Consider the following 346-nt stretch of genomic DNA (forward strand, 5'->3'; position numbering starts at 1 on the left):
CCGCTATCACTGAGGTTGAGTGCTTCATTGTTATCACCGATGCTACCCATTACCGTCACATCGAGTTCAAAGCTTTCGACTCCTTCAAAGATGTCGTCATTGAAGGTGCCAACGGTCACCGTCATACCTGTCGCATCACCCGGTATATCGAGGTTACCGCCGTTACTGATTGGGAAGGATTGAGGGCCATTACTGTCAGTGTAACTCACGGTGAGGTTACCATTCGCTAAAAAGTCCGCCACCTCTGCCGTCAACGGTTCATCGACATCGAGCGTAAACACATAATTCAAAGTACCATCGACTTCTTTATCGAGTGACACATCAAACTGAGCTGGATTGCCTTCAA

At 48.0% G+C, this 346-nt stretch carries 1 protein-coding gene; it reads right to left on the minus strand.

The features are described 5' to 3' along the window. Positions 1-346 (minus strand): hypothetical protein (locus ELS82_RS26685; protein ID WP_167489589.1); only part of this gene is annotated, 346 nt, incomplete at both ends.

This window comes from Vibrio ouci, from assembly GCF_004551525.1.
Lineage (GTDB): Bacteria > Pseudomonadota > Gammaproteobacteria > Enterobacterales > Vibrionaceae > Vibrio > Vibrio ouci.